This is a genomic window from Candidatus Pantoea floridensis (assembly GCF_900215435.1).
In the GTDB taxonomy this organism is placed as follows: Bacteria; Pseudomonadota; Gammaproteobacteria; order Enterobacterales; family Enterobacteriaceae; genus Pantoea; species Pantoea floridensis.
In genome coordinates this window covers 1,517,654-1,543,319 of the sequence record NZ_OCMY01000001.1, presented here as the reverse complement: position 1 = coordinate 1,543,319, position 25,666 = coordinate 1,517,654, and the positions used below count along the sequence as shown (strand labels likewise).

Sequence of the window (25,666 nt, the reverse complement as noted above, 5' to 3'; positions counted from 1 at the left end):
GCCATGCGAGCTCGGAAACGTCTCCTGACATCTGGGTAAGCACGACATTGCTCACATTGCTTCCAAGTATTATTTAGCCAGCTCGGGTGCTGGCTTTTTTTTGCCTGCGATTTCCCTTCTTCATCTACCCAGTCCATCTCGCCAGATGTTATTCATGATTTTTGAACAGAGGCGTGAAGTTTTTCAGCTATCAATCAACTCATCTCAAGTCCAGACTGTAAAAAACATTGAGGAGAATTGAACATGATTTACGTACGTAAAGCTGAAGAACGCGGTCATGCTAACCACGGTTGGCTCGATAGCTGGCACACTTTTTCCTTTGCCGATTACTATGATGCCAACTTTATGGGCTTCTCCGCCCTGCGTGTGATTAACGAGGACGTGATCGATGGCGGTCAGGGTTTTGGTACGCATCCGCACAAAGATATGGAGATTCTGACGTATGTGCTTTCTGGCACCGTCGAGCATCAGGACAGTATGGGCAACAAAGAGCAGATCCCGGCGGGTGAGTTCCAGATCATGAGTGCTGGCACGGGCGTGCGTCACTCGGAATACAACGCCAGCGCCACCGATCCGCTGCATCTGTATCAGATCTGGATTATTCCAGAGCGCAAAGGCATTGAACCGCGCTATGCGCAGCGCCGTTTCGCTGATGTGAAAGGCCGCCAGTTTGTGCTGACGCCAGACGAGCGTGATGGATCGCTCAAGGTGTTCCAGGACATGACGCTGTCACGCTGGGTATTTTCCACAGGCGAAAGCGATGACGTGGCGATTGAAGCGGGCCGCCGCGTGTGGATTCAGGTGGTGAAAGGGAAAATCAGCGTGAATGGCGAGCAGGTAGGCACCAGCGATGCGCTCGCGATCTGGGATGAACATGCGCTGAGCATCAAAGCCGACAGCGATGCTGAAATTCTGCTGTTCGATTTGCCGCCGGTATAAAACCGCGTAATAAATGTATTGGTCGCCATTCTTGGCGATCGATACATTTGATGGGGTGCGGATTCGTACGCGCCCGGTCGGCGTGGTACGAGGCGTGGAAAATGAAAAATTAATGATAAACTTCATCTATCTCTGATTTCAGGCGCATAAGATGAAGAAGAAAAGACCGGTATTACAGGACGTAGCCGATCGCGTCGGCATCACAAAAATGACCGTCAGCCGCTACCTGCGCAATCCCAATCAGGTCTCTGCGGCGCTACGTGACAAAATCGCCGTGGCGCTGGACGAGCTCGGCTATATCCCCAATCGCGCCCCCGATATGCTCTCGAACGCCACCAGCCGCGCTATTGGCGTGCTGCTGCCTTCCCTGACCAACCAGGTTTTTGCCGATGTGCTGCGCGGTATTGAAGCTGTCACCGACGAAGCGGGTTACCAAACGCTGGTGGCGCACTTTGGTTACAACGCGCAGAAAGAGGAATTACAGCTGCGTTCGCTGCTCGGTTGGAACATCGACGGCGTGATCCTTACCGAACGCACTCACACGCCAGGCACGCTGCGCATGCTGGAAGTGGCTGGCATTCCGGTGATTGAGATGATGGACTCGGTGACGCCATGCCTCGATATGGCGGTGGGCTTCGATAATGTCGAGGCGGCGCGTCAGATGACGCATGCTATTCTGAAAAAAGGCCATCGTCACACCGTGTATCTCGGTGCGCGCCTTGATGAACGTACTTTGCAGAAGCAGCAGGGCTACGAAAAAGCGATGCGTGAAGCGGGACTCACGCCGCATAGCGTGATGATGGAAGATGCCTCGTCATTCAGCGCCGGTGCGCAACTGCTGTGTGAAGCACAAAAGCGTTATCCCGAAACCGATAGCCTGTTCTGTACCAACGATGACCTCGCGGTTGGCGCAATGTTTGAGTGCCAGCGGCAGGGTTTGCACGTGCCGCAACAGATGGCGATTGCCGGGTTCCACGGCCATGATATTACGCAAGTGGTAAATCCACGGCTCGCCACGGTGCTGACGCCACGTGAGCGTATGGGGCGAGAATCGGCGGCGATGCTGCTGGCGCGGATTGGCGGCGATCGGACGGTAATGCAACCGCTGGATGTGGGGTTTGAAATTGCCGAAGGTGACAGCATCTGATTTTGGCGATTTTTTGAGTCAGTTCACACTTTCGTGCTTTTCCGCCTGACAAGGGTTGCCAGTCTTTCAGCGGCCTCCGACAATGATGACTGAAATTGTTATCGGTAACATTAGGCGGGTTTCCTGCCGGAGCGCAAAAAAATGACAACGCCATCTCCATCGCACCACGTCTTTATCCTGATGGGCGTTTCCGGCAGCGGAAAATCTGCCGTCGCCAATCAGGTTTCTCACCAATTAAACACTGCGTTTCTTGATGGAGATTTCCTTCATCCGCGCAGCAACATCATGAAAATGGCCGAAGGCCATCCGCTGGACGATAACGATCGCCAGCCGTGGCTGCAGGCACTGAATGATGCGGCGTTCGCCATGCAGCGCACGCAGGAAATCTCCATTATTGTCTGCTCGGCGCTGAAAAAGTCCTATCGCGACATCCTGCGTCAGGGCAACGAGAACCTGAAGTTTATCTACCTGCAGGGCGACTTCGAAACCATCGAATCACGTTTGAAGGCGCGTAAAGGTCACTTTTTCAAACCGCAGATGCTGGTGACGCAGTTCGCCACGCTGCAGGAACCCGGCGCTGATGAGCCCGATGTACTGGTGGTTGATATCAATCATTCACTGGATGAGGTAGTTGCGGCCACGGTTGCGACCATTGAGGGTGCAATCAACAAGGGTTAGTCATGAGTACCGCAACGCTAGTGTTAACCGCAGCAGGCTCTGTCCTGCTGCTGCTGTTTTTGGTAATGAAAGCGCGTATGCACGCCTTTGTTGCCCTGATGTTAGTCTCTATTGGTGCTGGTCTGTTTTCCGGCATGCCGCTCGATAAAATCGCCGAAACCATGGAAAAAGGCATGGGCGGAACGCTCGGCTTTCTCGCCATTGTGGTGGCGTTGGGTGCGATGTTCGGCAAAATCCTGCATGAAACCGGCGCGGTCGATCAAATTGCCATCCGTATGCTGAAAACCTTTGGTGAAAGCCGCGCGCACTATGCGATGGGCGTTGCCGGGCTGATCTGCGCGCTGCCGCTGTTCTTTGAAGTGGCGGTAGTGTTGCTGATCAGCATTGCATTTGCGGTGGCGCGGCGCACCAAAGGTAATCTGGTGAAACTGGTGATTCCGCTGTTTGCCGGTGTAGCGGCTGCGGCGGCGTTCCTGCTGCCGGGACCGGCGCCAATGCTGCTGGCTTCGCAGATGCACGCCGATTTTGGCTGGATGATTCTGCTCGGCCTGTGCGCGGCGATTCCCGGCATGCTGATTGCTGGTCCGCTGTTTGGTAATTTCATCGCGCGTCATGTCAGCTTTAGCGCACCGCCGGAAGACCATCAGCCGGAAGTGGAAGAGGGCAAGCTGCCGTCGTTTGGCTTTAGCCTGTCGTTAATCCTCTTCCCGCTACTGCTGGTGGGGCTGAAAACCATCGGCGCGCGTTTCACCACGCCGGGCACCCATCTGTATGAGTGGCTGGAGTTTATCGGCCATCCGTTCACGGCGATTCTGCTGGCTTGTCTGGTGGCGATTTATGGTCTGGCGTACCGTCAGGGCATGGATAAAGAGAAGGTGATGCAGGTATGCGGCAGCGCGCTGCAACCGGCGGGGATTATTCTGCTGGTGATCGGTGCGGGCGGCGTGTTTAAGCAGGTGCTGGTGGATTCGGGTGTGGGCCCGGTGCTGGGACACGCGTTGACCGGCGCAGGTATGCCGATTGCGCTGGCGTGCTTCATTCTTTCTGGCGCGATCCGCGTGATTCAGGGCTCGGCTACCGTGGCGTGTTTAACCACCGTGGGTTTGGTAATGCCGGTGATTGAGCCGCTGCACTACAGTGGCGCTCAGCTGGCAGCGCTGTCGATTTGCATCGGTGGTGGTTCGATCATCATCAGCCACGTTAACGATGCCGGTTTCTGGCTGTTTGGCCGCTTTACCGGCGCGACCGAAGCCGAAACGCTGAAGACCTGGACGCTGATGGAAACCATTCTCGGTACCACCGGCGCGATTGTCGGCATGATTGCGTTTAGTTTGCTGTCGTGATGTAAAACCCGCGCAATAAATTGCGCCGCTACGGAACAATGCAGATATTTGTAGCGGCGCGATTCATCGCGCGTCTTTGAACGTATCAATCCTCATCCCGCTCGTCATCCGGCTGATCTAACACCGTGTACGCCACGGCGCAGAACAGCGAATTCAAACGTTTCATATCGCCTAGCAGCCCAAGATGCAGCGAGCTGGTCTCGATACTTTGCACGTTCTGCATATGCAAACGCTCAACGTGCGCGTGGGAGAAGCGGCGGATCAGAATCCGGAAGCGATGCTTAGAGCGGCGCAGGCGTTTGGCGCTGGTGACGTCGTGTGAAAGGAACACCGACAAACTCAGGCGCAAATTGTAGAGTACCTGCTCCTGCAAGGTTTGCAGCTCCTCCAGTCCTTCCGCTGAAAATGCCCGGCGCGCGGTCAATGATTTGTCCGCCACGTCGGCGCACATACGCTCAATAATATCGCCCGCTTGTTCAAGGTTGAGCGCCATCTCAATAATCTCCGCCCAGCGGCGTGAATCATCCTCAGGCAAATCCTCTTTCGGCATGCGCGCCAGATAAAGTTTGATGGCGGTGTACAGCACATCCACATCATCATCCAGCCGCCGCACCGCGCGTTCTTCGCGCAGGTCGCCGTGTACCACTTTATTAAACGACTCAATCATTTGCTCAACCACATCGCCGATGCGCAGCGTTTCGCGCGAGGCGTTAGCGAGCGCTAACGCAGGCGTATCCAGCGCGCTGCTATCAAGGTGTTTGGGCTTAAGGTGAAGCTCATTTTCCGCATCATCGTCAATCATACGGCGGCAGAGGCGCGCCATCGGTTCGGCGAACGGCACCATGACTAAGCAGCGAATCAGGTTGTAGAACACGTGGAAGAAGATCACCAGCTCTTCATCATTGACCGGCAATTTATCCAGCACGTCGGCGACAAAATTGACGAACGGCAAAATGGCGATGCTGCCAATCAGCTTAAACAGCAGGCTGCCGAGCGCAACACGCTTGCCTGCCGCATTGGAGCCGCTAGCATTAATCATGGCCAGTAAGCCGCTACCGAGATTGGCGCCAATCACCAGACACAGCGCAACTTTAAACGAGATGACGCCGGTGGCCGTCAGCGTAGCGGTAATCAGTACCGCCGCCAGGCTGGAGTAACTGATAATGGCAAACACCGCGCCAATCAGCGCATCGAGCATCACGTCGCCGGTCAGCGTGGAGAACAGCACCTGCACGCCTGCCGCCTGCGTAATGGGTTTGGCGGCGGCGACAATCAGCTGTAGCGCCAGCAAAATCAGGCCCAGGCCAATACTGGCGCGGCCAAGTTGGCCTCCGCGCGTTTGCTTACGACTGAGGAAAAACACCACGCCAAAGAAGATAAACAGCGGCGAAAGCCACGTCAGATCGAAGGTCAGGATGCGCGCCATGATGGCGGTACCGACATCCGCGCCCAGTACCACCACCAGCGCCGGCGTCAGGCCCACCAGATTCTGTGCAACAAACGATGTGACGAGTAGTGTCGTGGCGTTGCTGCTTTGAACTAATGCGGTGACGCCAATCCCGGCAAGAAACGCCATAGGTTTTTTTTCGACGCTGCGGCTGAGCACGCGGCGCAGATCGGCACCGTACACGCGCATGATGCCGGTGCGCACAATGTGCGTACCCCATACCAGCAGCGCAACGGCAGAGAGAAGATTAAGCAGAGTTAACACGTATAGAGGCTCCTCATCCGTCAGGCTTAAACAGTACCGATTGCCAGCCTGACGGTGAGCACAACCGGTAAATCCTTCGCCGCGTTGCGTTGCCCATTTTTTCGTTTAAATTAAGCGACCTGGCGCAACGTCGACATCTCTAACTGTAGCCCAATCTGCATGCCAGCGGGATGCAAATCTGCCACGCTGCGGTTCAGCACATCAATGGAAAGCTCAATATTTTGCGCTCGCACGCGATAGCGAATCACATTGCCGAGCAGGCTGTGGCTGAGGATAGTGGCGGGAATACCTGCCTGCGGTGCGCACAGTTGGATCGACTCGGGACGAATTGCCACCTGGCCGCTAAAAGCCTGACCCGTCAGCTGCGTCGCCTCTTCAGCGCTTAACAAATTGAAGTTGCCCATAAACCCTGCGGCGAACAGATCGGCCGGTTGGGTATACAGCATTTCAGCGTTGCCGTTCTGCACGATTTTTCCGCGGTTCATTAATACGATGCGGTCCGAAAGCGTCAGCGCTTCTTCCTGATCGTGGGTTACAAAAATGGTGGTGAGTTTTAGCTCGCGCTGAATATTGCGGATCTGCTCGCGCAGATGGCGACGGATGCGCGCATCCAGCGCCGACAGCGGCTCATCCAGCAGCAGTAAGCGCGGACGCGTCACCAGTGAACGCGCCAGCGCCACGCGCTGACACTGCCCACCGGAGAGCTGATGCGGATAGCGGCGGGCGAAATCGGTGAGCTCAACCAGCGCCAGCACCTCCATCACACGTTTTTGAATATCGCTGCTGGGAAGCTTCTGCATCTTCAGGCCAAACGCCACGTTCTTCTCCACCGTCATATTCGGAAATAGCGCGTAGCTCTGAAAGACCATGCCGATGGTGCGCTTCTGCGGCGGCAGTGGCACCAGATCCTGACCCTGCAGCAGCACCTTACCGCTATCAACGTCGGTTAATCCCGCGATGCAGCGCAGCAGGGTGGATTTGCCGCAGCCGCTGGGGCCGAGCAGGGTGACAAACTCGCCCTCTTCGGCGCTGAAATCGATATTTTCAAAAATAGAGGTTGGGCCGTAGCTTTTGTTCAACTGGGTGACGTTCAGGTAACTCATGGTTAGCCTCGTTCAGGATTGAGGGCATTCGCCAGCCAGGTGACCAGCAGGACGACGGCAAAATAGGAAATCACCAGCGCGCTGGTGAAGTGGCCGCTGCCGTTGCGCATATTGAAAAGATAAACCTGCAGGGTTTCATAGCGGGTACCGACCAGCATGTTAGCGAAGACAAATTCACCGATCAGGAAAGAGAAGGAGAGCAGCACCGCAATAAACACCCCTTTGCGCAGGTTTGGCAGCACCACAAATAGCGCGGCTTGCCAGGTGCTGGCGCCGAGTAGTTGCGCGGCATCAATCAGCTCTTTCAGGTTGATCGCCTGCATATTGTTAGAGATGGCGCGATAGATAAACGGCAGCGCGATGGTGAAGTAGCAGCCAATCAGAATCCACGGCGTGCCGGTGAGCATCAATGGCGACGAGGAATAGAGCTGCAGCAGACCAACGGATGAAACCACCGGCGGCACGGCGAACGGCATCAGAATCAGCACGTTCATTAGCGCATCCAGCTTTGGATAATAGTAAGCAATTACAAACATGGCAGGCAGCACCAGCACCAGCGAGAACAGCAGTGCGCCGAAGCAAACCAGCAGCGAATGACCCAGCGCCGTTAGAAAACGCGGATCGCTCCATAGCGCAGTCAGCCATTTAAGCGTGAAGCCCTGCGGCAGAATGGTGTCGCTCCAGCTGGTTGAAATGCCATACAGCAGCGTCGCCAGCAGCGGCGCGGCTAAGATGCACAGCAGCAGCCAGACAATCAGGCGATGGTAAAATTTTTCTGCGCGAGACACGTGTGGCTCCTTAAGACGCTTTGGCGTTGAGATAGCTGCGGCGCACCAGATACTGCTGCACCACGGTGATCAGCGCCATGATCAGCACCAGCAGCATTGCCAGCGCGCCACCGGTATTGGGATCAAGCGAGATATCACCGGATACCAGCGCGGCAATGCGCACCGGCACCACGTTAAAGTTACCGGTGGTCAGCGCGTAAATGGTGGCGTAAGCGCCGAGCGCGTTAGCCAGCAAAATCACGAAGGTGCCGAGCAGCGCCGGGAACAGAATGGGTAAACCAATGTGCCACCAATAGCGCCAACGGCCCGCTCCCAACAGCGCGGCGGACTCTTGCCAGTCACGGCGCAGGCCATCAAAAGCCGGATAGAGCAGCAGAATGCCGAGCGGGATCTGGAACCAGGTGTAAACCAGCACCATGCCGTCACGCGAGAACAGCTTAAAGCCTTCCAGCATGCCGTAATGGCGCAGCAGCAGCGTCAGGCAACCGTTCAGCCCCAGCAGTATGACAAAGGCAAATGCCAGCGGAACCCCGGCGAAGTTGCTGGTCATGTTGGTAAATGACATTAAAAAGCGCTGAAATCGCCCACTGCCGAGTTGATGCAGCGAATATCCAGCAATCAGCGAGATCAGCAGACCATAAATGCTTGACCAGATGGAGATATCCAGCGAGAGACGAAACGCCTGTAAATAGAATGGCGAGGTGAGAATGTCGCTGTAATTATCGATGCCCCAACGCTCGTTGATGTCGCTCCAGAAGCTATTAATGGCAATCCATAGCAGCGGGGCGAGCTGAAACGCCACCCAAAACAGTGCAAAGGGCAACAGCAGCAGAGACGCGAGCGTTTTTCCTTTCATTACTGCGGCTCCGCCAGTAAACCATGGCAGATCGGCTTGTCGTGTTCGACGTTAAGTAAGCTGCAGACGATGCCGCACAGCTCGGTTTGCTGAGGCTGAAGATCGGGTTTTAATGAAAAACCGGTCCCAAACACAAACAGCGGTACCTGCGTCTCTTCCGGTAAAATGCCACCGTGCGAGCGGTCATCGTTCATGCCGTGATCGGCGGTGACAATCACCTGATAACCCGCCGCCAGCCAGCCGGGCATCCACTGCGAAAGATAACCATCAGCCATGCGCGCGCGGTTGCGGTACTGGGATGATGACAGGCTGTGCTTGTGCCCGGCATCGTCAATGTTCATGGGGTGGATGAGCAGGAAGTCCGGATCGTGGCGCAGGCGCAGACTTTCTGCATCTTCAAACAGGTGAGAATCCGGGTAACCGTCGTCCCAGTAAAAGTGCCCATACTGAATCGGCAGATCGGGCGCAACCGTGTGTCGGTCGCGCGCTGCGTTGAATGGAGATTGATTATAGAGCTCACTCACCCAGTGATACGCCGCCGCTGCGGTAGTAAGGCCAGCAGCTCGTGCGTAATGGAAGATGCTGCGTTGATTACTCAGACGGCTGACGCCGTTATGAATAATGCCGCTGCGCACTGGCGGAATGCCGGTAAGAATGCATTCGTACAGCGGGCGTGACAGCGAAGGCAGTTCGCAGGTCAGCGTATAATATTGGCCGTTGCCCTGCGCGCATTCCGCAAACAGATAGCCCATCGCGTGCTGTGCCACCTGATTACTCAGGCCATCCAACACCACCAGGATTGTTTTCATCCTTTCTCCTCAAGAAATACTTTTCGATATGAGATTAATGCCCGCACATACCGTAGCGGCGCAATTTATTGCGCATCGCCCTGGCAGGCTCTATATGCGCGATAATCACATCAACACAGCGCGATAAATCGCGCCGCTACAAAGAGTGCGTGATGTGATTACCGAACATAATCGAACCACGCTACATCATTGCTTCATATTAATGATGACGTTCTCTTGCCACAGGCGCGGCAGCATTTTCGACGTCTTATCCCATGCGGCCTGATCTTTGATCGGACGAGCATTTTTATACTCAGACTGCGGCAGCAGTTTGGCCTGCACGTCAGCTGGCAGGGTTAAATGCTCGGCACGAATCGGACGCGCATAGCCTTTCGCCAGGTTGATCTGACCTTCATCAGACAAGATATATTCGCGCGCCAGCTTGGCGGCGTTTGGATGCTTAGCGTATTTGTTGATGATGGTTGAGTAGCCAGAGGTGACGGAACCATCGGATGGAATCACCACTTCGTAGCGATTTTTATCGATCTGATCGCGGTAGTTCAGGCCGTTAAAGTCCCACACTACAGCCACCTGGATTTCACCTTTCTCGATGTTGGCAATCACCGGATCGGTCACGCCAAGGCGACCCTCTTTCGCCAGGTCGCCGAAGAAGCTCAGCGCCGGTTTCACGTTCTTCTCGTCACCGCCCAAGGCATAGCTGGCGGCCAGTACGCCGTTAGCTGCCTGAGCCGCAGTGCCGACATCGCCGATAGTGACCACATACTTACCTTTCTTCAGATCGGCCCAGCTGTGCGGCACGTCCTTCACCTGCTGCTTATCCACCAGGAACGCGATGGTGCCGGTATACGCCAGCATCCAGTTGCCATCCTGATCTTTTGCCCAGCTCGGGATTTGATCCCAATGCGTTGGCTTGTATGGCTGTGCTACGCCTTTCGTCACGGCAATTGGACCGAATGCGGCACCCACATCACCGATATCGGCGCTGGCGTTCTCTTTCTCTGCCGCAAATTTTGCCAGCTCCTGTGCAGAGGACATGTCCGTGTCACTGTGCTTCAGGCCGTATTTGCTGTTGAGATCACTCCAGGTATCTTTCCAGTTTGCCCAGCTGTCTGGCATGCCGACGCTGTTGACCTGGCCTTCCGCGCGCGCCGCTTTTTCCAGCGCGGCGAGGTCATTATCTGCGGCGTGCGCGGCAGGCAGCGCAAGCAGTACGGCACTGGCTACTACAGAGGCGATTAACGCTTTCATCTCGATTGCTCCCGGTATATGTTGTGGGACTTCTTGGTCTAGTCCAGCAAGAACCGAGCCAATGTAGCCCGAGTAGATGAAGGTTTTATGACCATGGTGGTGAAATGTGGTGTGGCGCGACGATCCACATGCGGTTACAGCGCGCTAAAGCGTGGGTTGTTCCTTGTCACATTGTAGTCATCGAACTGTCATAGTGCAGATTTGCCCCAAAATGAGGCTAAAAAATGTTGTCTAAAACGGCAGATGTGATTGCGGCAGGGCTGCGGGAACGTATTGAAAACGGTGAATTTGCCAGCGGTCGTTTGCCTGCGGAACGCGCCCTAAGTGAACACTATTCCACCACCCGCATCACGCTGCGTGAGGCGCTCGGTTTGCTGGAAGCGCAGGGCATTATCTTTCGTGAACTGCGTCGCGGCTGGTTTATCGCACCACCGCGTCTGGTTTACAATCCATCGCATCACAGCCACTTTCATGCCATGGCTGCTGAGCAAGGGCGCGTGGCCAGTACCGAAGTGCTTGAAGCCAGTGAAGTGCCCGCACAGCTAGCGATTGCGCGTCATTTACAGTTGCTGGAAGGCGATAAGGTATATCGCGTTCGGCGCTTACGGCGTATCGACGGACGCGCAGTATTGTATGTTGAGCATTACCTCAACCCAGCCTTTTTCCCGGGGTTAATGGCAGAGGACCTCACGCGATCGCTTACCGATCTCTACGATCAGCGTTACGGCATTCGCTATGGCGGCGCGCGTTTTACCATTTTGCCTGGGCCGCTTCCGGCACGTGCCGCTCCTGCCCTGAATGTGGCCAGCGGCACGCCGGGCTTGCTGATCACTCGCATCAACCGCGATCAATACAAGCGCGTCATTGATTGTGACTGCGAGTTCTGGCGCTACGACGCGCTCTGCGTGGATGTCGAAGTATAAATATTGTGATTTTGATCACACTACAGCATGATAGCGCCAACCATTTCAGCGGAGACTAAGGCGCAAAAATGACAACAAAATCAGGCGTAGGGCAATATATTTCATTGCTGCTGCAGTGGGTGCTCAATATTGGACTGATCATCCTTGCCATAATCCTCGTGGTGTTTCTCGGCAAAGAAACCATTCATCTGGCCAATGTGCTCTTTAGCACCGGTGAGCAGACGTCTTCCTATCTGCTGATTGAAGGCATCGTCATCTATTTCCTCTATTTTGAATTTATCGCGTTGATTGTGAAATATTTTCAGTCGGGATATCACTTCCCGCTGCGCTATTTCATCTACATTGGTATCACGGCGATTATTCGCCTGATCATCGTCGACCATAAAAACCCCTTCGATACGCTGTATTACTCAGCTGCGATCCTGATCCTGGTGGTAACGCTGTGGCTGGCGAACAGTAACCGGCTGAAGCGTGAGTAATTAATATTCTTTCAATGACGTGGCACAACGAGCCGTGCCACGCATTCTGCTCTGCGCTAAACTAGGGCAACTTTTTTTCTGGAGATGCCCTGATGTCGCATGAAGCGCTGCGCCAGTTACGCGCACTGCACTGGCTACCAGCCTCTTCCCCGCTGCTTTCTGCCCCGCTAATTGACTGGTTGATGGAAGAGGATTCCATGACGCGTCGCTTCGAACAGCATTGCCGCCAGGTGACCGTTGAACTCATCCGCGAAGACTTTATTGGCATAGATGAAGTGACGGATGAAGCCGCGTTTTTGCCGGCAGACCAACGGTTCTGGCTACGCGAAATCGTGCTGTGCGGCGATGGCGAACCCTGGTTGATAGGCCGAACCGTGGTACCGGAAAGCACCCTGAACGGTCCGGAGCTGATGCTGCAACAGCTGGGTACGCGTCCTCTTGGCCGCTACCTGTTTTCTTCTTCTACCTTGAGCCGCGATTTTATCGATGCAGGCCAGGTGGGCGATCTGTGGGGACGGCGTTCCCGCCTGCGTTTATCAGGCAAACCGCTGCTGCTTACTGAACTGTTTTTACCTGCGTCGCCGCTGTATCGCACGCTGGACCAAGGATAAATGACCGTGCAAAACACTCTTCCCATGACCAAATGGCAGGCTTACCGCCGACTGATGCGTATCGATAAACCGATCGGCACCGTTTTACTGCTGTGGCCGACGATGTGGGCGCTGTGGCTTTCCGGCATGGCGATTCCGCCGCTGCCGGTGCTGCTGGTATTTGTCCTCGGCGTTATTGTGATGCGTGCAGCGGGCTGCGTGATCAACGATTACGCTGACCGCAAAATCGATGGTCATGTTAAGCGTACCGCTTCACGTCCACTGGCCAGCGGTGCGGTGACGGAGAAGGAGGCCAAACTGCTGTTTGCCGGCCTGGGAATTCTGGCATTTATGCTGGTGTTGACCATGAACACCATGACCATTTTGCTCTCCTTTGGCGGCCTGGCGCTGGCATGGGTGTATCCGTTTATGAAGCGCTACACGCATCTGCCGCAGGTGGTGCTGGGCGCGGCGTTTGGCTGGGCGATTCCGATGGGATGGGCCGCAGTTAGTGAGTCCTTACCTTTGGTTTGCTGGTTAGTATTCCTGGCGAATATCTGCTGGACGGTGGCCTATGACACGCAATATGCGATGGTTGACCGCGATGACGATGTGAAGATTGGTGTGAAGTCGACGGCCATTTTGTTTGGTCGTTACGACAAGCTGATTATCGGTCTGCTGCAGCTGGCGACGCTCGCCCTGATGGCGTTGGTCGGAATGATGCTCCATTTGAACGGCGCGTTTTACTGGTCGCTGTTACTCGCTGCGGGACTGTTTGTGCATCAGCAGAAGCTGATTGCTCAGCGCGAGCGCGATACCTGCTTCCAGGCGTTTCTGAATAACAACTATGTGGGCATGGTGTTATTTATCGGCATCTTGCTCAGCACCGTACCGTTCGCCGATTTGCTGTAAACAAAAAAGGCGCACCGATGTGCGCCTTTTTATCGCGGGTCGCCAGGTTAATCGTGCGCGACCGCGCTCTCAATCGTCAGACGCACATCGCTTGTCACTAACTCCGCCAGCATCTGCCACATCATATGACTACGTTCTGCATCTGCATCACCTTTGTCACTGATATAGCCTTCATCGCGCAGCGTCAGTACCAATGCGGTAAACACCGCTTTATCGAAGAACTCCGGCGCGTTGATACCGTGCAGCACTGAGAGACGTTGAGCCAGCGTGCGGCTCTCTTTCTCCAGCGTGCCACGGTTAATCGCCGGTTTCGCGCTGAGAATGGCGAAGGTAATCGCAAAGCGCTGCAACGTTTCACGAATACCCGCTGCCAGCAGCTGCAATGAACGATGACGTGCCGGGCTCATTTTGAGCTGGCCATCCTGCAGTGTAATCAGCCCCTGACGTGTCATTTCTACGCACAGTGCATTCAGCAGGGCGGGCAGCTCAGCATTATCCCAACGCAGGAACAACTCGCTCTTCAGCATTGGATACACCAGGCTAACCTGCCGCAGCAACTCTGCTTCGCTGATTTCACGATGCTGCTGCACGATGGCGGCGATCAGCGATGGCATCACCAGCATATGATGGATATTGTTGCGGTAGTAAGTCATCAGCACCGCCTGCTCGCGCGGCAGAATGATGATGTCGCCAATGTTGTCTTGCTCAGTCTCGAACTTGTTCATGCCCATGGCGTGATCAAGCAGTGCTTCGGCGCTCATATCCGGCACGGTTGCTTCCGGCGAATAGGGCACGTTGCGCAGCAGTTGGGTGTAGCACTCCAGCTGCTCAATCAACTGTTCGCGAGTGAGTGAACGCTGACGTGAGGCCAGTAGCGCGGTGACGCACAGGTTCATGGCATTCGCGGCACCGGCTTCGTTGATGCGCACCATCAGCTTCGCCGCAATGTCATTTACGGCTGGCGTCATCCAGGCTGGACGTTGGGGTTCGATAGGATCGATCGCATCACGCCATTCCGGCACGTTTTTGTTCAGATAGTTCATCAAGGGCAGCGGTTCGCCAAAGTTGACGTAGCCCTGACCAAGATTGCGCAGCTTACGTAAGCCGCGCACCATCTGCAGGAAACTCTCTTTCTCTTTGGCCGCGCCGCGCAGTTCTTTCGCGTAAGTGCCCACTTCCATCACGTGCTCATAACCAATATAAATTGGCACGAAAGTGATGGGACGGCTGCCGCCGCGCAGCATGGCTTGCAGCGTCATTGATAGCGTGCCGGTTTTCGGATCCAACAATCTACCGGTACGCGAGCGGCCGCCTTCCACAAAATATTCCACCGAGTAACCACGGCTAAACAGTTCGCCGAGATATTCACGGAACACGGTGGAATAAAGTTTATTGCCCTTGAAGGTACGACGAATAAAGAACGCGCCAAGACGACGGAAAATCGGGCCCGCAGGCCAGAAGTTCAGGTTGATACCCGCAGCAATGTGCGGCGGCACCAGGCCTTGATGATAAAGCACGTAGGAAAGCAACAAATAGTCCATATGGCTGCGGTGGCAGGGCACATAAACAATCTCATGTCCATCCTGCGCCAGCTGACGTACGCGCTCGCCACCGTGAACGTTGATGCCTTGATACAGCCGGCTCCATAGCCAGCCCATCACGCGGTCAGTCACTTTAATCGCTTCGTAGGAGAAGTTTGCCGCCACTTCTTCCATCATTTCGATGGCGTTCTGCTGGGCTTTCTCATGTGAGATCTTTTTGCTGCGCGCCTCATCTTCTACCGCTTTTTCAATCGCCTTGGATTGCAACAGCTTGTTGAAGAGATCCTGGCGTGCAGGCAGACGTGGACCCACAGCGGCCAGACGCTGGCGAGCAAAATGAATGCGCGCGACACGCGCCAGCTTCTGTGCAATCGACTTATCAGTGCCGTGTTCGGTCGCCATCTGACGTAACGAAACGGTTTGCGAGAAGCGGACAAAGCTATCGCGACCGTGCCACAAAATGGCGAAGAATTTCTGTACGCCATTCAGAACGCGTAGATGCGGTGTGGATTCACCTGATGTTTCACGTCCCGGCGCGCGGCCAAACATCACCGCGACCGGCAACATTTGTACATCGAGCTGCGGGTTGCTGCGGTGTAAATCCAGATAATCGTGGAACAGCTTTACCGATTCGGGATTGGCCACGAAATAGGGAATAACGCGTGGGCCATCGTGAATAAACACGTGGCGCGGCAGCAAGGTGCCATCGATCTCTAGCGGAGCCAGCGGATCGGGCAAATCGTGTTTCAAACATTGTGCACGAAGTGTGAGCAAGTCAGCCTTTGAATCGTAAGGCAAAACATACATCACTGGACGTGTCGGATCGATTCCGTGTTCAGAGATAGGATCGGTCGGAATGACCTTACTTTTTACCAAAATAGAGAGTGGTAAATTCAATAATTTGTAATAGAGTTTACGCCAACCTGACATAGACAACTTAAAGCCTCTTGTTAGCAAAGCGCGGCAAGCATACCAGAAAGTGCAGCGAAGATCTGTGGCTCTGCCACCTCATACTGCCCACACATTGACGTCAAAATAGATCAAGGGTTCCCTAAACATGGCAAATAACGTCACCGGTATTGTAAGAATAGTGAAAGCAGCCGGTTATTCCTGGCAGGGGCTGCGTGCCGCATGGCAGCACGAGGCGGCATTCCGCCAGGAAGCGATAGCCGCGCTGGTGGCGATTATCGTGGCCTGTTGGCTGGATGTGGACGCCATTTCCCGCGTGCTGATGATTGGCTCCGTGGTACTAATTGTCATTGTCGAAATCCTTAATAGTGCCATTGAATCCGTCGTTGACCGCATTGGCCAGGAGCAACATCCCTTATCAGGGCGCGCCAAAGATATGGGCTCGGCTGCGGTATTGCTGACTATCTTACTGGCTCTTTTTGTTTGGATCGTGCTGCTCTGGACGCATTTGAGATAGCCATTCCAGATTCATCAAACCGCTGATTTTTCCCTCTGTTACGGTTTTCATTTCGCCAATACCTGTATATACTCACAGCGACTGTATAAACAACCAGGGGGCGGGATGAAAGCGTTAACTGCACGGCAGCAACAGGTCTATGACCTGATTCGCGACCATATTAACCAGACGGGCATGCCGCCAACGCGTGCGGAAATTGCTGCGCAACTGGGATTTCGCTCGCCCAATGCTGCTGAAGAGCATCTGAAAGCGCTGGCGCGTAAAGGCGTAATTGAAATTGTTTCCGGCGCATCGCGCGGGATTCGCTTATTAATGGAAGAAGAGCCGAGCGAAGGCTTGCCATTAATTGGTCGTGTCGCTGCGGGCGAGCCGCTGCTGGCACAGGAGCATATTGAAGCGCACTATCAGGTGGATGCAAACCTGTTCAAACCCAGCGCGGATTTCCTGCTGCGTGTGAGCGGTATGTCGATGAAAGACATCGGTATTATGGATGGTGACTTGCTGGCGGTGCATAAAACGCAGGAAGTGCGTAACGGACAGGTTGTCGTAGCGCGCATTGATGACGAAGTCACGGTCAAACGCTGGAAAAAGCAGGGCGCGATTGTCCATCTTCTGCCGGAAAATAACGATTTCCAACCGATTGTGGTAGATACCCGCGAGCAATCATTGACCGTTGAAGGTCTGGCCGTTGGGATCGTGCGTAACGGCGAATGGCTCTGATTCGTTCCTGATTCCCTCCTACTGCGGCGGCGTATGCTGCGCTGGCCGCAGTCTGCTAGTTACTTCTTTTTGACATTTTCTGCGGCACTGTCGGGCGCAATCACGCTGGTTACCGCAAATAACGGAATGGGCTGATGCAGCTGTTTTCCCCTTCAGATAAAGCGCTTTGGCGGCTGGCGCTGCCGATGATCCTCTCTAACATCACCGTTCCATTGTTAGGCGTGGTGGATACTGCCGTTATTGGTCATCTCGATAGCCCGATTTATCTTGGGGGCGTCGCCGTGGGTACCACGGCAACCAGTTTTATCTTTATGCTCTTGCTGTTTCTGCGCATGAGTACCACTGGCCTTACCGCGCAGGCGTTTGGTGCCAATGACAAAACGGCGCTGGCACGCGCCCTGACCCAACCGCTGTTGATTGCTTTGGTTTTTGGTTTGCTATTTATGGTGCTGCGAACGCCGGTAAGCAGTTTGGCAGCCGCATTAATGGGCGGCAGCCCAGAAGTGCAGCAGCAGGCCAAAATTTTCATTGAGATTCGCTGGCTTAGCGCGCCCGCCACCTTGGCTAATCTGGTTATTCTTGGTTGGCTGTTAGGCGTGCAATATGCGCGTGCGCCGATGGTATTGCTTATCGTCGGGAATCTGGTGAATATCCTGCTCGACCTTTTATTTGTCCTTCAGCTGCATTGGGGAGTGGCCGGTGCAGCGGCGGCAACGGCGCTGGCTGAATATGTCACGCTGGGAGTAGGTTTGTGGATGGTGGCGCGCGTACTCAAACTGCGCGGTATTCATTTCGCTCTACTAAAAAGCAGCTGGCGTGGCGATGCCGCGCGGCTGTTCCGTCTTAATCGCGACATCATGCTGCGCTCCTTAATGCTTCAAATCTGCTTTGCATCCCTGACCATTCTGGGGGCGCGCATTGGTCCAGATGTGGTGGCGGTTAATGCCGTATTGCTGATGTTCCTCACTTTTACCGCCTACGCGCTAGATGGCTTTGCTTATGCGGTTGAAGCCTGCTCGGGTGAAGCGGTAGGCGCGAAAGATCGCAGTCGATTAATACTTATCTGGCACGCGGCCTGTCGTCAGGCCTGTTTTGTCGCCGCAATATTTGCCCTGATTTATGCGTTCACGGGGCCGCAGATTGTGGCCATGCTGACATCACTGGAAGCGTTGCGTGAAATGGCCGACAGATATCTCATCTGGCAGGTGATATTGCCGTTGATAGGCGTCTGGTGTTATCTGCTGGATGGCATGTTTATTGGTGCGACGCGTGGTCGTGAGATGCGTAACAGCATGATGATAGCCGCCATGGGTTATGGCCTGACGCTGCTAACATTACCCTGGCTTGGTAATCACGGTTTATGGCTGGCGATAACGGTATTCCTGGCGCTACGAGGGGTGACGCTGTGGCTGATGTGGCGCGGTCATTGGCAGCGCGACAGCTGGTTTAATGCCTGAATAAGCGAAGCGTAACCTACAGATTAATCTGTAATTTCCTGCAAACTTCGAAGCGGCAACTATAATTAACTCATACGGCGCAGATGAATAGCGCATCGTGTGGGTATGTTCTTTGATATACAGAGAATGTATCCGTCTCACTCAGGATGAAGTGGAGGATTATTATGAATAAAGACGAAGCTGGTGGAAACTGGAAGCAGTTCAAAGGGAAAGTGAAGGAGAAGTGGGGCAAGCTTACGGATGATGATATGACCGTGATCGAAGGTAAACGCGATCAGCTTGTCGGTAAAATCCAGGAACGCTACGGTTATGCGAAAGATCAGGCAGAGACCGAAGTGAAAGACTGGGAAAGCCACAACAAAGATTACCGCTGGTAATCGACGTCTTATTAAGGACGATGCTCCTACCCACCGATCATTATGATCGGGTCGGCACAAGGAAGTGCCAATTAAGCCTTTCTCACCCGCTTTTTACTCTCACTCTGATGGTCGTGTTCGCAACTATCATGCCGCGTACAAGCCGCAACTTCCGTGCAATTCTCGCATAAGCCATGTGCTTCAATCACCGTATGACGCAGTGAAAACCCCGCCTGATCTGCCAGTGTCGCAATGGTTTTTTCCACTCCATGTGCATGCTTTTCACTTACCGCCGCGCAGCCATCACACACCAGCATCACAGAAGTGTGCGCTGGTTCGTCGAAATGGTGGCAAACCACATAGCTATTATTCGATTCCACGCGGTGAATGAATCCCTGCTCCAGCAGAAAATCCAGTGCACGATAAATCGTGGGCGGTTTGGCTTGAGGTTCACTGACGCGCAGCTGATCCAGCAGGTCGTAAGCGCTAATTGATCCATTTTGCTCAGCCATCAGACGCAATACTTCAGCGCGCTGAGTAGTAAGGCGCACGCCGCGGTCAAGGCAGAGTGATTCAGCCTGGGTAAGCAGCTGTTCGGGCGTGAGGTTAGACATGAGCATTCTCCGGGTTGCAGGTTATGTTATTTTATCACACAATTTTTTCTACTGCTGTTATTGCTTTTTTAGGCGTGTTTTCTGCTAAAAAAACCGGTTAATCAATTTGTTACCGTTCCACTTTGTATTGACCTTCAGTTTTTGCCCATTTTCCCGATGTAAACCTCTATGTAGCCAAGGCAACGGCCGCTGGGATTTTGCTTTGCAACTCACCAGGTTAGCGTCTATGGTTCAAAAGGTCTTAAGTAATTTCTGGTATCAATTTAAACACTGTTAATTTTTCTGCATAAAAACACAGCGGAATGGTGTGAAAGCATCCAATTCTGCGAATAGCAGTGCTATTTCCTTTCAATTCACAGCAATGAAGCGTTAGCCATGGTTCAGAATAGCGGCTAACTAAACTGTTCCGTCGGTGAGTGGCTCAGCGACATTTCAAAGGTGATGGCAGGCTCATGGTGAAGACACTATTCAGGCACAAAAAAGTTGCTTATCTTGTTGGTTTGAATGCGGTATTTATTTCTTCTTCAGCTTTAGCAGCAGGCACATGGTATGACGCACGCAATGATGCCATGGGAGGAACAGGCGTAGCTTCTTCCACCTGGAGTTCTGCGGTGCTGGCTAACCCAGCATTGATGACGAAAGCTCAGCCGGAAGATAACGTCAGCATCATTTTCCCTTCAGCTGGCGCACAGGTTACTGACAAAGACAAATTGATCGACCGCGTTGATGACATCACGGATAGCGTCGATCGTTATCAGGACGTGATTGATAACCTCACTTTTGCGGATTACCTCAATGGTTATCCACAGCTGAAAGCGGCTGCAGGTGATGTGGCTAACCAGCTTAGCGATCTTCGCGGCAATAAAGCCAATGGAACTGCGGGTGTGGCGCTGGCCGTCACCGTTCCCAATGAAACCTTGCCTTTTGCGTTTATCACTAAGGCCTATGGAACTGCGCACGTACGTGCCAACATCGCGGATAGCGACATCGCCTATCTGCGTGGTGTTGCTAACGGTACCGTTATTCCTGTGCCGGGCGATGAGGACAAATTGCGTTCCAGCGCTAACGGCCTGGCGGCGTTAATCACCGATTATGGTGTATCAGTGGCGCATGAGTTCTCTATTGCCGGCCATCCGGTTTCTGTTGGTATCACGCCAAAACTGCAGAAAACCTGGCTGTATAACTACACCGCCAGTATCTATAACTACGACAAGAGCGACATCAACAGCAGCCGTTATCGCAGCAGCGATACCGGGTTTAACGTGGATGCCGGTGTTGCCACTGATTTTGCTGATAACTGGACTTTCGGTGTGACGGGGCAGAACTTAATCTCGCGTGATATCGATACTAAAGAAGTAAACGGTTATCGCGATACCTATCAAATTCGTCCGCTGGTCACGACTGGCCTCGCGTGGAATAACGGGCCGTTTACCCTGGCGGGTGATGTTGACCTGACAGAAACCAAGCGCTTCAAATCAGAAGAGTCCAGCCAGTATGCCGGCGTAGGTGCAGAGTATCGCGTGCTGGATTGGCTGGCGCTGCGCGCCGGTTATCGTGCCGATCTGAAATCGAATGATACCGACGTAGTTACCGCAGGTTTGGGCATATCGCCGTTCAACAATACGGTTCATCTGGATCTGGCCGGTTCAGTGGGCAAAGACAATACCGTGGGTGCAATGTTGCAGCTTGGGTTTAACTTCTAATCCTCACTCAACGGTTACTCCTGATAACGGGCGGCTGTGCCGCCCGTTCTGCTGTGATATGATTGCGCAGTTTCTCATCACTTAACTACTGCGGATTTACTGCGTTTCATGACCGATACTTTCTCCTCGCAACGTTTTTCAATTGCCCCGATGCTTGACTGGACCGATCGCCACTGTCGGTATTTTCATCGCAAGCTGAGCGGCGATACCCTGCTGTATACCGAAATGGTGACCACGGGTGCCATCATTCACGGTAAAGGCGACTATCTGGCCTACAGCGAGGATGAACATCCTCTGGCGCTGCAACTTGGGGGCAGCGATCCCGCCGCACTGGCACAGTGCGCCAGACTAGCAGAAGCGCGTGGCTACGATGAGATCAACCTGAACGTCGGTTGTCCCTCGGACCGCGTTCAGAACGGGCGTTTTGGTGCCTGCCTGATGGCGGATGCTGCGTTGGTCGCCGATTGTATTAAAGCGATGCGCGATGTCGTGAGCATTCCGGTAACGGTAAAAACCCGAATCGGCATTGACGAGCAGGATAGTTATGAATTCCTGTGTGATTTTATTGGCACCGTGGCGCAGCAGGGCGGCTGCGATACCTTCATTATCCACGCGCGCAAAGCCTGGCTGTCGGGTTTGAGCCCAAAAGAGAATCGCGAAATTCCGCCGCTGGATTATCCACGCGTTTATCAGCTGAAACGTGATTTTCCAACGCTAACCATGGCGATCAACGGCGGCATAAAAACGCTGGAAGAAGCCAAACTTCATCTGCAGCACATGGATGGCGTGATGATGGGCCGCGAAGCCTATCAGAATCCGGGCATTCTGGCGCAGGTCGACCGCGAGCTGTTTGGTCGTGATGTACCGCAGGTCGATCCGGTAGCGGTGGTGCGTTCGATGTACCCCTATATTGAAGCGGAACTGTCGAAAGGTACGTACTTGGGACACGTCACGCGCCATATGCTCGGCCTGTTCCAGGGCATCCCAGGCGCTCGCCAGTGGCGTCGTTATCTGAGTGAAAACGCCCACAAAACCGGTGCCGATGTGCGGGTGCTGGAAGCGGCGCTAGCCTTAGTTGCGGATAAAATCCCGCAGGAAGCGCTTTAACCATTGTTGGGTAAGGTCACCATGAAGGGTGCCCCTACGTGGATATAGCTGGGTTTTGGTAGGGTGCGCATTAATGCGCACCAGACAAATAGCACGACAATTCTTGAGATATGGTTTTTTCCACACCACAAGTTGGCTATTTTCAGCACGTGCTCATTCGCCCATGGATCTTCACTTCAATACTTTGAAATAGTTAGTGCATTTACGAGTTGGCACGCATCTTGTAATACTCCTGAAGTTACTCACACAGGAGCACCTTCGTGGAAATTCTCTTTGTTCTCGGCTTTTTTCTAATGCTGTTACTCACCGGCGTTTCATTGCTTGGTGTTATCGCCGCATTGATTGTTGCCACCGTCTTTATGTTCCTCGGCGGCCTGCTGGCAGTTGTTATTAAATTGTTACCATGGCTGGTGCTGGCGGTTATCACCGTATGGCTCTATCGCGCATTTAACACGCCCTCGGGTGAGGCGAAATTAAACAGGCTGAAAAGAAAAATCAGTAAGTTAGAGAGAAATGGTTGGCGGTAATTGCGGGAAAGATCACAGACTCAGACATTGCTTAGACCAATTTCGCAATTAAACATATTTTTTACTTATGTTTTCTGCCAGGATGATTGGCGTTGTTTCAACACGAATTCATCGCCGCTGTCCCTACACCAGCGCGAACTATAAAAAAGAAAGAAAAAGGGGCTTCCTACGGGAAGCCCCGTTTGCTTTTAGCGATCAGGGAATTAGCAGACTTGAACCCTGTGTTGCACGGCTTTCCAGCACCTGATGCGCACGTACCGCATCGCTTAAGGCAAATTTCTGCTGCTCAGGTACGTTAAGCTGAATTGCCCGGCTGGCGATCAGTGAGAACAACTCATTACTGGCGGCGTCGAGCTCTTCCCGGTTGGTGATATAGCCAAACAGGGAAGGTCGGGTAACGAATAGCGAGCCTTTCTTATTCAATATGCCGAGATCGATTCCGGTCACCGGACCCGAGGCATTACCAAAGCTCACCATCAATCCGTGGCGGCGCAGGCTATCCAGCGAAGGTTCCCAGGTATCTTTCCCTACTGAGTCATACACCACCGCGACCTTCTCGCCCTTGGTTAATTCGCTTACGCGTTTCGCAATATCCTCTTCACGATAGTTAATGGTGGCCCACGCACCCGCATCTTTTGCAATCTGCGCTTTCTCGGCCGAACCCACGGTACCTATCAGGTGTGCGCCCAGCGCTTTCGCCCACTGGCAGGCAATCAAACCGACGCCACCGGCCGCGGCGTGGAACAGGAAGATTTCGTCGGCTTTCACTTTGTAGGTTTGGCGTAGCAGATACTGCACGGTTAAACCTTTGAGGAAAGAGGCCGCGCCTTGCTCAAAGCTGATGCTGTCTGGCAGGATCACCAGGCGGTCTTCTGCCACATTGTGCGCTTCACTGTAGGCACCCAACGTCGCCTGGCAATACACCACGCGGTCGCCTGCTTTGAATCGCGTCACTTTTGATCCCACGCGCTTCACCACACCCGCGGCCTCGGTGCCCAGGCCCGATGGCAACGCCGCCACCGGATACAGGCCGCTGCGTACGTAGGTATCAATGTAGTTAATGCCAATCGCCTTATTTTCCACCTGCACTTCATGCTCGGCGGGATCGGCTAACTCGAAATCGGCCCATTGCAGCACTTCTGGGCCGCCGTGTTGGTTGAACTGAATACGCTTTGCCATTCTGACTCCTGTGATTGTTCATCCTGGGACGGTATACTTGCGCGTCCCTTTCACGATCGGTAATGCATTCACTATGGCAGGAAATAAACCCACCAACAAATCGAACGAACCCCGCGATCGGCAGCTGGAAGGCGTGAAAATGCCACCGCATTCCATAGAAGCGGAGCAGTCGGTGCTCGGTGGGTTGATGCTGGATAACCAGCGCTGGGATAACGTCTCAGAACGTGTCGTCGCCAGCGACTTCTTTAACCGCTCGCACCGTTTAATCTTTACGGAAATGCAGCGTTTACTCGAAGCGGGCCAGCCGATTGACCTGATTACGCTCTCAGAATCACTGGAAACACTCGGTGAGCTTGAGATGGCGGGCGGCTTTGCTTATCTGGCCGAGCTGGCAAAAAATACACCAAGTGCTGCCAACATCGGTGCTTATGCCGATATCGTGCGTGAACGAGCGGTAGTACGAGAAATGATCGCGGTGGCGAACCAGATCGCTGATGCCGGTTACGATCCGCAGGGTCGCAGCAGCGAAGATCTGCTCGATTTCGCCGAATCTAACGTCTTCAAAATTGCCGAGCAGCGCGCCAATAAAGATCAGGGCCCGCAGAACATTGAGCAGATTCTGGAAGCGACGGTATCGCGTATTGAATCACTGGTCTCAACGCCGCATGACGGCGTGACCGGTGTTGATACCGGTTATCAGGATTTGAACAAAAAAACCGCCGGATTGCAGGGCTCAGACTTGATTATCGTGGCGGCGCGCCCCTCGATGGGCAAAACCACCTTCGCCATGAACCTGTGCGAAAACGCCGCGATGTTGCAAGACAAGCCGGTGCTGATTTTCAGTCTGGAAATGCCCAGCGAGCAGTTGATGATGCGTATGCTGGCGTCGCTCTCGCGTGTGGATCAGACGCGCATTCGTACCGGCCAGCTGGAAGATGAGGATTGGGCGCGCATCTCCGCGACGATGGGGATTTTGCTCGAGAAGAAGAACATGTTTATTGATGATTCTTCTGGCCTGACGCCCACCGAAGTGCGTTCGCGCGCGCGTCGTATCTTCCGTGAAAACGGCGGGTTGAGCCTGATCATGATCGACTACCTGCAGCTGATGCGTGTGCCGTCGTTGTCGGATAATCGTACGCTGGAGATCGCCGAGATCTCGCGCTCGTTAAAAGCGCTGGCGAAAGAGCTAAACGTGCCGGTTGTTGCCCTTTCACAGCTTAACCGCTCGCTGGAGCAGCGCGCCGATAAACGCCCGGTGAACTCGGATCTGCGCGAATCGGGCTCGATCGAGCAGGACGCCGACTTGATCATGTTTATCTATCGCGATGAGGTCTATCACGAAAACAGCGATCTGAAAGGCATCGCTGAGATCATCCTTGGCAAGCAGCGTAACGGCCCGATCGGTACGGTACGCCTGACCTTTAACGGCCAGTGGTCACGCTTTGATAACTACGCTGGCCCGCAATACGACGACGAATAATCCTTTCTCTGCGCCTGCATGCACGATTTG

At 54.0% G+C, this 25,666-nt stretch carries 25 protein-coding genes; 16 read left to right on the top strand and 9 right to left on the bottom strand.

From position 1 onward, the window contains the following. Window positions 1-243 precede the first annotated feature (243 nt). From CRO19_RS07240 to gntU, 4 genes are all read left to right on the top strand, one after another. Entirely contained in the window at window positions 244-939 is a 696-nt protein-coding gene (locus tag CRO19_RS07240; protein WP_097095244.1) for a pirin family protein, read from the top strand. Between the two features lie 151 nt (window positions 940-1,090). Then, window positions 1,091-2,086 (top strand): gluconate operon transcriptional repressor GntR, encoded by a 996-nt coding sequence (gene gntR, locus CRO19_RS07235; protein WP_097095243.1) that lies wholly within the window; start codon window positions 1,091-1,093, stop codon window positions 2,084-2,086. 141 nt (window positions 2,087-2,227) lie between these two features. Next, window positions 2,228-2,764: a gluconokinase gene (gene gntK / locus CRO19_RS07230; RefSeq protein ID WP_097095242.1), complete on the top strand. Its 537-nt coding sequence runs from the start codon at window positions 2,228-2,230 to the stop codon at window positions 2,762-2,764. Window positions 2,765-2,766: 2 nt separating this feature from the next. Beyond that, entirely contained in the window at window positions 2,767-4,107 is a 1,341-nt protein-coding gene (gntU, locus tag CRO19_RS07225) for a gluconate transporter (protein WP_097095241.1), read from the top strand. A gap of 85 nt (window positions 4,108-4,192) precedes the next feature. On the opposite strand, the gene CRO19_RS07220 is transcribed toward gntU, so the two are convergent. The 6 genes from CRO19_RS07220 to CRO19_RS07195 form a co-directional block, all read right to left on the bottom strand. After that, entirely contained in the window at window positions 4,193-5,818 is a 1,626-nt protein-coding gene (locus CRO19_RS07220; protein WP_097095240.1) for a Na/Pi cotransporter family protein, read from the bottom strand. A 110-nt stretch (window positions 5,819-5,928) separates the two neighbouring features. Then, entirely contained in the window at window positions 5,929-6,921 is a 993-nt protein-coding gene (locus tag CRO19_RS07215) for an ABC transporter ATP-binding protein (protein ID WP_097095239.1), read from the bottom strand. Window positions 6,922-6,923: 2 nt separating this feature from the next. Beyond that, complete coding sequence (locus tag CRO19_RS07210; protein WP_097095238.1) at window positions 6,924-7,709, bottom strand: ABC transporter permease; 786 nt, start codon at window positions 7,707-7,709, stop codon at window positions 6,924-6,926. A gap of 10 nt (window positions 7,710-7,719) precedes the next feature. Continuing rightward, the gene (locus CRO19_RS07205) at window positions 7,720-8,565 is read right to left on the bottom strand and encodes an ABC transporter permease (protein ID WP_097095237.1); all 846 of its coding nucleotides are present in this window, start codon (window positions 8,563-8,565) and stop codon (window positions 7,720-7,722) included. Continuing rightward, window positions 8,565-9,374 (bottom strand): alkaline phosphatase family protein, encoded by an 810-nt coding sequence (locus tag CRO19_RS07200; RefSeq protein WP_097095236.1) that lies wholly within the window; start codon window positions 9,372-9,374, stop codon window positions 8,565-8,567. Before CRO19_RS07200 ends, CRO19_RS07205 begins: the two co-directional genes overlap by 1 nt. A gap of 186 nt (window positions 9,375-9,560) precedes the next feature. Then, a complete protein-coding gene (locus CRO19_RS07195) occupies window positions 9,561-10,622 on the bottom strand; it encodes an ABC transporter substrate-binding protein (RefSeq protein ID WP_097095235.1) in 1,062 nt (353 codons plus the stop codon). Between the two features lie 224 nt (window positions 10,623-10,846). Between CRO19_RS07195 and CRO19_RS07190 the strand changes: the two genes are divergently transcribed. The 4 genes from CRO19_RS07190 (at window position 10,847) to ubiA (ending at window position 13,526) form a co-directional block, all read left to right on the top strand. Continuing rightward, entirely contained in the window at window positions 10,847-11,545 is a 699-nt protein-coding gene (locus CRO19_RS07190; protein WP_097095234.1) for a UTRA domain-containing protein, read from the top strand. A gap of 68 nt (window positions 11,546-11,613) precedes the next feature. Then, a complete protein-coding gene (psiE, locus tag CRO19_RS07185) occupies window positions 11,614-12,024 on the top strand; it encodes a phosphate-starvation-inducible protein PsiE (protein WP_097095233.1) in 411 nt (136 codons plus the stop codon). A gap of 92 nt (window positions 12,025-12,116) precedes the next feature. Further along, entirely contained in the window at window positions 12,117-12,635 is a 519-nt protein-coding gene (gene ubiC / locus CRO19_RS07180; RefSeq protein WP_097095232.1) for a chorismate lyase, read from the top strand. Window positions 12,636-12,641: 6 nt separating this feature from the next. After that, the gene (ubiA, locus tag CRO19_RS07175) at window positions 12,642-13,526 is read left to right on the top strand and encodes a 4-hydroxybenzoate octaprenyltransferase (RefSeq protein WP_097097606.1); all 885 of its coding nucleotides are present in this window, start codon (window positions 12,642-12,644) and stop codon (window positions 13,524-13,526) included. A gap of 47 nt (window positions 13,527-13,573) precedes the next feature. On the opposite strand, the gene plsB is transcribed toward ubiA, so the two are convergent. Beyond that, window positions 13,574-15,997, bottom strand: a complete 2,424-nt coding sequence (gene plsB, locus CRO19_RS07170) for a glycerol-3-phosphate 1-O-acyltransferase PlsB (RefSeq protein ID WP_097095231.1) — start codon at window positions 15,995-15,997, stop codon at window positions 13,574-13,576. Between the two features lie 127 nt (window positions 15,998-16,124). Between plsB and CRO19_RS07165 the strand changes: the two genes are divergently transcribed. The 4 genes from CRO19_RS07165 to CRO19_RS07150 all read left to right on the top strand — a co-directional run bounded on the left by CRO19_RS07165 (window position 16,125) and on the right by CRO19_RS07150 (window position 19,047). Beyond that, window positions 16,125-16,493 (top strand): diacylglycerol kinase, encoded by a 369-nt coding sequence (locus tag CRO19_RS07165; protein ID WP_097095230.1) that lies wholly within the window; start codon window positions 16,125-16,127, stop codon window positions 16,491-16,493. A 105-nt stretch (window positions 16,494-16,598) separates the two neighbouring features. After that, entirely contained in the window at window positions 16,599-17,213 is a 615-nt protein-coding gene (gene lexA / locus CRO19_RS07160; protein WP_097095229.1) for a transcriptional repressor LexA, read from the top strand. Between the two features lie 134 nt (window positions 17,214-17,347). Continuing rightward, window positions 17,348-18,670, top strand: coding sequence for an MATE family efflux transporter DinF (dinF, locus tag CRO19_RS07155; protein ID WP_097095228.1), 1,323 nt, complete (start codon window positions 17,348-17,350; stop codon window positions 18,668-18,670). Window positions 18,671-18,834: 164 nt separating this feature from the next. Next, complete coding sequence (locus CRO19_RS07150) at window positions 18,835-19,047, top strand: CsbD family protein (RefSeq protein WP_097095227.1); 213 nt, start codon at window positions 18,835-18,837, stop codon at window positions 19,045-19,047. Between the two features lie 71 nt (window positions 19,048-19,118). On the opposite strand, the gene zur is transcribed toward CRO19_RS07150, so the two are convergent. After that, window positions 19,119-19,640, bottom strand: a complete 522-nt coding sequence (zur, locus tag CRO19_RS07145; protein WP_097095226.1) for a zinc uptake transcriptional repressor Zur — start codon at window positions 19,638-19,640, stop codon at window positions 19,119-19,121. Window positions 19,641-20,092: 452 nt separating this feature from the next. Here zur and CRO19_RS07140 point away from each other — a divergent pair, with 452 nt between their 5' ends. The 3 genes from CRO19_RS07140 (at window position 20,093) to pspG (ending at window position 22,977) form a co-directional block, all read left to right on the top strand. Then, window positions 20,093-21,343, top strand: coding sequence for a conjugal transfer protein TraF (locus tag CRO19_RS07140; protein ID WP_097095225.1), 1,251 nt, complete (start codon window positions 20,093-20,095; stop codon window positions 21,341-21,343). Between the two features lie 108 nt (window positions 21,344-21,451). Further along, window positions 21,452-22,450, top strand: a complete 999-nt coding sequence (gene dusA / locus CRO19_RS07135; protein ID WP_097095224.1) for a tRNA dihydrouridine(20/20a) synthase DusA — start codon at window positions 21,452-21,454, stop codon at window positions 22,448-22,450. A 260-nt stretch (window positions 22,451-22,710) separates the two neighbouring features. Continuing rightward, window positions 22,711-22,977, top strand: coding sequence for an envelope stress response protein PspG (gene pspG, locus CRO19_RS07130; protein WP_097095223.1), 267 nt, complete (start codon window positions 22,711-22,713; stop codon window positions 22,975-22,977). Window positions 22,978-23,172: 195 nt separating this feature from the next. Here pspG and CRO19_RS07125 read toward each other — a convergent pair whose 3' ends face one another. After that, complete coding sequence (locus CRO19_RS07125; RefSeq protein ID WP_097095222.1) at window positions 23,173-24,156, bottom strand: quinone oxidoreductase; 984 nt, start codon at window positions 24,154-24,156, stop codon at window positions 23,173-23,175. Window positions 24,157-24,229: 73 nt separating this feature from the next. Between CRO19_RS07125 and dnaB the strand changes: the two genes are divergently transcribed. Then, on the top strand, window positions 24,230-25,636 hold the full coding sequence (gene dnaB, locus CRO19_RS07120) for a replicative DNA helicase (RefSeq protein ID WP_097095221.1): 1,407 nt from the start codon (window positions 24,230-24,232) through the stop codon (window positions 25,634-25,636). Window positions 25,637-25,666: the final 30 nt, after the last annotated feature.

Bases quoted from the DNA above. Each gene is read 5' to 3' on its own strand.
- CRO19_RS07240 (WP_097095244.1), top strand. From the start codon at position 244: ATGATTTACGTACGTAAAGCTGAAGAACGCGGTCATGCTAACCACGGT.
- gntR (WP_097095243.1), top strand. From the start codon at position 1,091: ATGAAGAAGAAAAGACCGGTATTACAGGACGTAGCCGATCGCGTCGGC.
- gntK (WP_097095242.1), top strand. From the start codon at position 2,228: ATGACAACGCCATCTCCATCGCACCACGTCTTTATCCTGATGGGCGTT.
- gntU (WP_097095241.1), top strand. From the start codon at position 2,767: ATGAGTACCGCAACGCTAGTGTTAACCGCAGCAGGCTCTGTCCTGCTG.
- CRO19_RS07215 (WP_097095239.1), bottom strand. From the start codon at position 6,921: ATGAGTTACCTGAACGTCACCCAGTTGAACAAAAGCTACGGCCCAACC.
- CRO19_RS07205 (WP_097095237.1), bottom strand. From the start codon at position 8,565: ATGAAAGGAAAAACGCTCGCGTCTCTGCTGCTGTTGCCCTTTGCACTG.
- CRO19_RS07200 (WP_097095236.1), bottom strand. From the start codon at position 9,374: ATGAAAACAATCCTGGTGGTGTTGGATGGCCTGAGTAATCAGGTGGCA.
- CRO19_RS07195 (WP_097095235.1), bottom strand. From the start codon at position 10,622: ATGAAAGCGTTAATCGCCTCTGTAGTAGCCAGTGCCGTACTGCTTGCG.
- CRO19_RS07190 (WP_097095234.1), top strand. From the start codon at position 10,847: ATGTTGTCTAAAACGGCAGATGTGATTGCGGCAGGGCTGCGGGAACGT.
- psiE (WP_097095233.1), top strand. From the start codon at position 11,614: ATGACAACAAAATCAGGCGTAGGGCAATATATTTCATTGCTGCTGCAG.
- ubiC (WP_097095232.1), top strand. From the start codon at position 12,117: ATGTCGCATGAAGCGCTGCGCCAGTTACGCGCACTGCACTGGCTACCA.
- plsB (WP_097095231.1), bottom strand. From the start codon at position 15,997: ATGTCAGGTTGGCGTAAACTCTATTACAAATTATTGAATTTACCACTC.
- CRO19_RS07165 (WP_097095230.1), top strand. From the start codon at position 16,125: ATGGCAAATAACGTCACCGGTATTGTAAGAATAGTGAAAGCAGCCGGT.
- lexA (WP_097095229.1), top strand. From the start codon at position 16,599: ATGAAAGCGTTAACTGCACGGCAGCAACAGGTCTATGACCTGATTCGC.
- dinF (WP_097095228.1), top strand. From the start codon at position 17,348: ATGCAGCTGTTTTCCCCTTCAGATAAAGCGCTTTGGCGGCTGGCGCTG.
- CRO19_RS07150 (WP_097095227.1), top strand. From the start codon at position 18,835: ATGAATAAAGACGAAGCTGGTGGAAACTGGAAGCAGTTCAAAGGGAAA.
- zur (WP_097095226.1), bottom strand. From the start codon at position 19,640: ATGTCTAACCTCACGCCCGAACAGCTGCTTACCCAGGCTGAATCACTC.
- CRO19_RS07140 (WP_097095225.1), top strand. From the start codon at position 20,093: ATGGTGAAGACACTATTCAGGCACAAAAAAGTTGCTTATCTTGTTGGT.
- dusA (WP_097095224.1), top strand. From the start codon at position 21,452: ATGACCGATACTTTCTCCTCGCAACGTTTTTCAATTGCCCCGATGCTT.
- CRO19_RS07125 (WP_097095222.1), bottom strand. From the start codon at position 24,156: ATGGCAAAGCGTATTCAGTTCAACCAACACGGCGGCCCAGAAGTGCTG.
- dnaB (WP_097095221.1), top strand. From the start codon at position 24,230: ATGGCAGGAAATAAACCCACCAACAAATCGAACGAACCCCGCGATCGG.